Genomic DNA, 7,012 nt, shown 5'->3' on the forward strand with positions numbered 1-7,012 from the left:
CCTTCAAGACGTTCAACTCCCAGTCCCCTTGCTGGATAAAAGGGGACCAAAATAAACGTCCGGCCTGACCGGCTACCGCTGTTCAGCGGCGCTGACGGTGATCATCAGGTGGGGGAGTTTCAAGTGACCATACCCGGGGGGTTTTGACCGACCCACGGGGCGGCTGCAATGGTCGCCGACACAACACGTGCGTCATCGACGCAATGGTGTCGCCACCCGTCGAGACCGGCACCGGGGATGAGATTTTCCTCAATCCGCGTTCCGACTACACCAAACGCTTGATCGCCGCCATCCCAAGTCTTGCGCGCAGCGGAGCGGCCAATCGTTCATTCAGCCGCGTCTAAAGACGCCCGCGTAAGAGCGTTTATTTCCATGCTCTGGGATGAACGCGGTTTCAACAATCGGGGCTAAGACCTTTGGCGATTGAAAACGCATAGAGGCCACATCCTCTTCAGCAAGCGAGGCTTTTGTCATTGCGTGCACCGTTTACTGCCATTCGCGCCGAGCGTTCAGTCTAGCTGATTCGGGCGCTGGTGAGTTCGGAGAGGTTGTCGTACGGCGTCCGTCTGTTGGGATTCCTGCGGTGCAAAAATTGCCGAAGTCTGCGCGCTTTGGGCTCGTCTCTGATGCCGACTGTGAGATTTGCGACATGTTGTCGGACCCCAGCACGTCCGCTAGAGCAAATAGCTTTTCCAAATCAAGCTCTCGCAGTTGGCACGAGCCTTGAAAAGGAGCCGCCATCCAGCATCGCATGCTCAAGGAATCATAGTCAGGGCTCTTGGGATGATCGCCTCTCAGTTCATGCTTCGCGTACGATTTCGATTCCCCGAACGCCACTGTCCGTTTCAGTGCGCGCTCGCGCGCGGTTTCGCCACCGTGATCGACCAAGCCGCGATCGCGGCTCGCGCCGGCACCGATCGCGCTATGCCGATGACCGACCATTCTGCGTGCCAGCCACCTGTCGCGTCTTCTTTGCGCTTAAAACACGCCCAAAAGTCGATGCACTGGCGGAGGCACTGATCAAGGCGCTCATCAGCGGGCGAGCAGTGGCCAGACCCCAAGCTCAACGGCAAGCCCAAGCCGATGCGCGCTTCCCCTCCGTGAGGCGCAGCTGCCCAAGCGGGCCGCCTGATTCCGCATCGGCAGGCCCATCGCGAATTCAGGGCGGGAAAGAGCATCCTCTCGGCGGAACAAGAGTCGTTTGCGGCCGAGACAAACCGAGCAGCATGATTTCCATGGACAAAATAGTCGAAACAGAACCGGCATCAGCTTCGTGGCACGGAGTGACGAGACGGGCGGCTAGCCAACACCTCACTATCGAGCTCAGCGAAACTGTGAAGCTTGCGTGGCCGATGGTGTTGACCCAGCTTGCGCAGGTCGCGATGATGACGACAGATCTTGCCTTTATCGGGCACATCGGACCTGAGGCACTCGCGGCGGCCGCCCTGGCCGTCACGCTCTATCTCGTCAGCTTCACCTTTGGCGCGGGCCTGCTGGCGCCGATCGCACCTTTGGCGGCGCAGGCCTATGCGGCCGGGAATCTTGCTATGGTACGGCGCGCGCTGCGCACGGGGCTGTGGGCGGCGCTGATGCTATCGTTCCCGATCATAGCGTTTGCGTTTCGCGGAGAGCAAATACTGCTCGCTTTCGGCCAGGCCCCAAACGCGGCGCGGCTCGCCCAGCAATATCTAGTCGGATTGGCCTTGGGCGTGGTGCCGGCGCTATGGCTGCAAGCCATCCGTAATTTCATGGGAGCGGTCAACCGGCCGGAGCCGATCTCGTGGATCACGCTGGCGGCCATCCCCCTCAACGCCCTGCTCGTGTATCTGCTGGTCTATGGGAAGCTCGGGCTGCCGCGGCTTGAGCTGTTCGGGGCGGCGCTTGCGAGCACGCTGGTGAACTGTGCGATGTTCCTGGCCGGTTTGTGGTTCGCCACCATGCGTCGTCCTTTCCGTGACTACCACGTGCTTGCAGATCTTTGGCAATTCGATTGGCCCTTCTTGCGACAGCTGATCGTGATCGGGACTCCGATCTCAATCGCCTCCCTGATGCAGTACGGAGTGTTGTCGGCTGCCGCGCTCCTGGCGGGCCTGATCAGCACCAGTGCACTCGCTGCTCATCAGATTGCGCTTCAGATCACCGTGATTATATCCATGATCCCTTTCGGCATCAGCATGGCGGCGGCCGTGCGCGTTGGCCATACGGTCGGCCGCAACGACGGTCCCGCCATCAAGCGGGCAGGCCTGGTCGCGATGCTGCTGGGTATCCTAATCGCTGCCTTGCTGACAGTTGCGGTGATCGTCGCGCGTTTTGAGATCGCCGAGCTGTTTCTGGACAAATCGGCCGGAGATGTCGACGCGACGATCGGACTGACTGCAGAGCTCCTTATGGTCGCCGCGAGCTTTTTTGTCACTGATGCCGCGCAGAGCATTGCGGCGGGCGGTCGCGGACTGAAGGACACTCGGGTGCCGCTTCTGTTCGTCGGCATCGCCTATTGGCTGATCGGCTTCTCACTCGGCTACGTGCTTGGCTTGAAGATCGGGCTTGGTGCGATTGGTATCTGGATTGGCTTGTCAATCGGGACAACCATCTACGCGGGGCTCCTCGTCCTGCGTTTCCAAGTGCTGGCGAGCGGGCGTGCTCTCAGAGACGTCGCTTGATCGCGTAAATCACGGTTATTGGCGAGTGAGAATCCGGGAATGCGGGGCTACCCACTTAAGAGTTCGCTCCGCCTTCATACCGAGGCAAGCCGTTCGATTCGGAAAGAAATGCTAAACCACGCAATCACCAGGAGTTGCGCGCCTTTCTAAGGCACATCGAAACTATTGTGCCCGCCCAACTTGACATCCATCTCGACAACCACGCCACCCACAAGCATCCAAGGTCAGGACCTGGGCGCGCCCGAAGTCCGCGCTAGCACATCACAAGCCTATGCTTCCTGCCTCAACAAGGTCGAACGCTTCTTCACGCTCATCACCCTTCACGCCCATCCGGCACTGCCGACGTGGTGAAAAAAGCGACAGCTTTATCTACAATGCAATTTCACGCCCCTTCATGTGGACTGCTAGTCCCAACTCGCCCCCCAGAAACTGGCGCGACTTTGTCGGCGAATTTCCGGGACGGAACTGCGTCGCCGGGACGAAGAACTGAGGAACGGAAGGCAGGCGGCGATTTGTGGCTCAATGGTACGACATCTCACGAATGCGCCTAAAGCAACTATTACTCGATCGTCATGGAGAGGGACATCCCCTTTGCGGTCGAAGCCATAGAGAACAAGCGGGACTTGCCGTTTCGAGCGTTGCGAACCATTGTCCGGTTTGTGACAGAGAGGCGAGTCCTGTCACATACAAAAATCTGGCGGCGTCCGCCGAGCGCCGTTTCTGGACACGTATTCAACGCCTACTCAGGATAGATGAGGGCTGGCACAGACGTTGCTATTGAAATGCGTCGTGAGGGCCGACTACGTGCATCACGGCTGCGTGACTCGAGGGTAGCCCAAGTTGCGGCGTTTTTCGCTCGGCTGTCGACACACTGATTAAGTACCCGAAGGGCGACGTCGTGGGGAGAACAACTCCGTCTGCTACAACTTGCTTAGGCTTATCGTGCATGTCGGTTCGTGATGGCACAATTCCAGAAGGGCCGATCAGGTAATTTACATCCTGATGAGTGATGATGCTTGTGTCGCAGAAAGAAATCCCAAGCGGCGCTCTGAGGCGCCAAAACTTGGCTACCTGAAACAGGCAGGCCATCCAAAGAAACGCCGGGCAAACGAGGCTGAGAAACTGCGCTCGTCATCGAGAATGGAAAACGCCGACAATGACGCAAGCTATCGACGCCAACAGCCATTTCGGCGTGCATGAGGAGTTGGGAATCCGTGCAACGACGATAAGCCAATCCTCAGTAGATGGTGACTTTGTCCGCTACTGGAGCCGAAACAGTGATCGGGCGTCCGCGTTGGCTGCGGTGGGAAAGCGAACCGAGGAATCGATCAAGAACACCGGCATCGGCCTGCGCCTATCTTCCGAGAACTTCAACGGTCACGATCTATCCGGATTTCCGTTGCGGCGATGCATCCTCAATCGTTCTCAACTTCACGGAGCGAAGCTGGATGGAGCCGATCTGTCAGAGGCTAACCTTGTTTGCCCGGGATTAGAGCGCGCAAGTTTCCGCGGAGCCAAGCTCGACTTTGCGTATATGCATGCTATTGCCGCGCAGGTCTGCAATTTCGATGATGCAAGTTTGCGCAATCTCATCGATGCAACAGGGAGCCTATTCCACGGCTGCAGCATGAGAAGGACGCGTTTCGACAACGCCGTCTTAAGTGGCGTCCTCTTTTATCAGTGTGACGCGGCCCAGGCTGTCTTTGATGGCGCCGAACTGCAAGGATCGACAATCAATGAATGCTACCTGCCTTGCTCGTCCTTCCATTTTGCCAAGTTAAACCAAGTGACGATGACGAAGGCGCATTTGACCGGCAGCTCGCTCTTGCAGTCAAGGGGGGAGTTTCTATCAATCGTCCGTCCCACTTCGGTCGATGATCTTGTTCTGGAAAACGCTCATCTCCCGTACTTCAGGCTTTCAAAGGCGAGCGGGCGCATTCGGGCCAAAGCGCTGAGCGCCCCCTTTGCGGATTTCAGCCTTTCAAATCTTGCGAAGGCGGAGCTTGAGGAGGCAGATCTATCGGAGGCGCGACTTCTGTCCGTAAACCTCGCCAACGCCAACCTCGTCGGCGCGGTGTTGAATGGACTATCCATTCGTTCTTGCCAGCTCGATGGAGCTGATCTATCTCGCGCATCAGGGGAAGCCATTTCGATCATCGAGAGCACGATGCGATCCGCCCAATTGCGCGGCTTTCGTGCGCGATGCGCGTCTATACGCGATTGCGATATCGATGATTCAGATTTTTCACAAGCGTACCTATATCGCTCAATGATTACCGGTGATCCTCCGCAGTCCATGGCTTTGAATCGGGCCAATTTCGAGGGAGCCAACCTTGTTCAGGCATATATCGCGGCAGGAATGACTGGCAGCAACCTGGAAGCCGCCCGTACCGCATACGTTCGAATGAATCAATCGTCGCTCTGCAAGGCTAACTTGAGTGGAATTGCGCCTTTCCAGGCAAGCTTTGTAAAGACCGACTTCTCGGATGCAATGATAACGACGTTTGAACCGCCGTTTTTTGCGGACAGATGTCCTGGGCTCCAGGCCGCTTTGAAGGGCACGGAAGATCAGAAATGCGATCCTTCTGAGTATCTGAATGATTTCTCATCGCTCATGAGGCGCGGTCGAGAGGGATCGAGCTGATTGGGCGGAAAGACGCATGACGATCTGGGGCAGCTGTCATCTCAGAGGAGGAAAATGGAGAGGCGCGATGCGTCGTCGCTGTGGAGGAACTTCAGGCGCGCCTGAGCTCATTCGCCGCGCGATTGATTGCAGGTAGCTCTCACCACGCGTCATGGTGATCGAGCCGCAGGGCTGCTGAGCGATCACAAGTCGGAGTAGGAAATATGCATCTAGCGTCTCTTTCAGCTGGCAAGGCCTTCATTACGGACGTCGCAAGAAAAGGTCAAACTATCGGCACAGTACACACTTTAGGTGCGTTGCATCTGGGGCCGCGGAGTTAATCAGAAGGGCCGCAGTCGAGAACGATGTGGCCGTTGTCACAGTCTATCCGAACAAGATTCAGCTTAGCCCAGGTCCTGCCTACGAGTTCAATTTGGAGGATGACATTGCGCTTGCGCTAGGAGCGGGCGCTTCTGCCGTGATTTCGACGACCGACGCGGAGATGTTTCCGCCAGGATATCGGACCTTTGTGTCTCAAGGGGATTATCCGCTGCGCGCGAACGGGCCTCATGGGCTCCTAAAGGAAGGTGTCACCGGATGCATCCGCTGGATCTGTTTCGCGCGACCATCTCGCAGCTATTTCGGTTTAAAGGATATTGGACAAGCTCTTCTGGTCAGGCGGGCGGTCGCGGACCTGCTTCTTGATTGCGAGATACGATTTGTGCCGACAGTACGATACAGGAACGGAGTGCCTGTTTCGTCGCGTCTGCGACACTTCAATCGGTCCGAACTCGTCGAGCTTTCGTCCCTCTTCGTGGCGCTGAACCACTTGAGAAAAGAGGCCGCGCGGGGTGTGTCTTGCGCCCAAGATCTGATAGAGTCGGCAAAACCGCTGATCAAATTCCGAGGGTTTGAATTGGAATCTCTTCGAATTGTTGCCGCGGACAGCTTTGAAGATCAGAAGCAGATCGAGCTTCCCTTTATAATCAGTGGAGTCGCAGTTGGTCACGGCCTCAGAGTGCCTGATAATATCTATGTGCCGGATCAGGATACACTTATGAATGGTCCTGCAGATATATGGATCGATTTGCCCGAAAGTTGGGATCCTGGCGTCCGTGCACAGTCGCGAGCTTGAAGAGACCGGCGACGGTTCGCGCATTGGGCTCTCAATCAGGAATGACGCTTTTAGAAAACTCTTCCGGCTCAGTCGTTTGCAATGCGCCTTCAAGACCTTCCGAGGTCGATCCTTATCGTCCCGGAGGTGCCTTCAAAAAGGGCTCTTCGTTTGAACCGGTTTGTCCAAGGGCCGACGGAATAAGGCTCAGAGGGTACTGGACGAGTTCCTGCGGCGTGTTGATATCTCAACCGTGATTCCGATGCAGTCCAATGATTGGAACGGGTCAGGGAATTTCGGTAGCGTGATGGGGGTGAGGACAAAGTGGGGGACATCGAGTTTCGCGCTCGAAACAGCGCGGCGTCCAGAATATCTGAATATCTGGCCGCTTATGCTGGAATAAAACGGCAGTTTAAGGAGCTTCTGTCATGCCGCGGCGACGTCGCAGCCACCCTTGGCGATCTCGCCGGCAGAGGCGTAGAAAACCAAGCGCGCCATTTATGAGGATCGGCGGCATCCGTTCCCCGCCGCGTTGAACCTGATGCCGGCGATCTTGCCGAGCTGGCGTCTCCTGCCGCCTCAATTGTGGCCGAGCAAAGGTGGACACGTCGATGA

At 57.0% G+C, this 7,012-nt stretch carries 3 protein-coding genes; all 3 read left to right on the forward strand.

Translation table 11 applies throughout. From position 1 onward, the window contains the following. Positions 1-1,235: 1,235 nt before the first annotated feature. Positions 1,236-2,660 carry an MATE family efflux transporter gene (locus tag WN73_RS12365; RefSeq protein WP_271552977.1) on the forward strand — a complete coding sequence of 475 codons (1,425 nt, stop codon included), beginning with the start codon at positions 1,236-1,238 and terminating at the stop codon, positions 2,658-2,660. Positions 2,661-3,816: 1,156 nt separating this feature from the next. Continuing rightward, a complete protein-coding gene (locus WN73_RS12370) occupies positions 3,817-5,304 on the forward strand; it encodes a pentapeptide repeat-containing protein (protein WP_271552978.1) in 1,488 nt (495 codons plus the stop codon). A gap of 346 nt (positions 5,305-5,650) precedes the next feature. After that, positions 5,651-6,418: a pantoate--beta-alanine ligase gene (locus WN73_RS12375; RefSeq protein ID WP_271552979.1), complete on the forward strand. Its 768-nt coding sequence runs from the start codon at positions 5,651-5,653 to the stop codon at positions 6,416-6,418. The last annotated feature ends 594 nt before the right edge of the window (positions 6,419-7,012 follow it).

Source organism: Bradyrhizobium sp. CCBAU 45394, assembly GCF_028128655.1.
Taxonomy (GTDB): Bacteria; Pseudomonadota; Alphaproteobacteria; order Rhizobiales; family Xanthobacteraceae; genus Bradyrhizobium; species Bradyrhizobium diazoefficiens.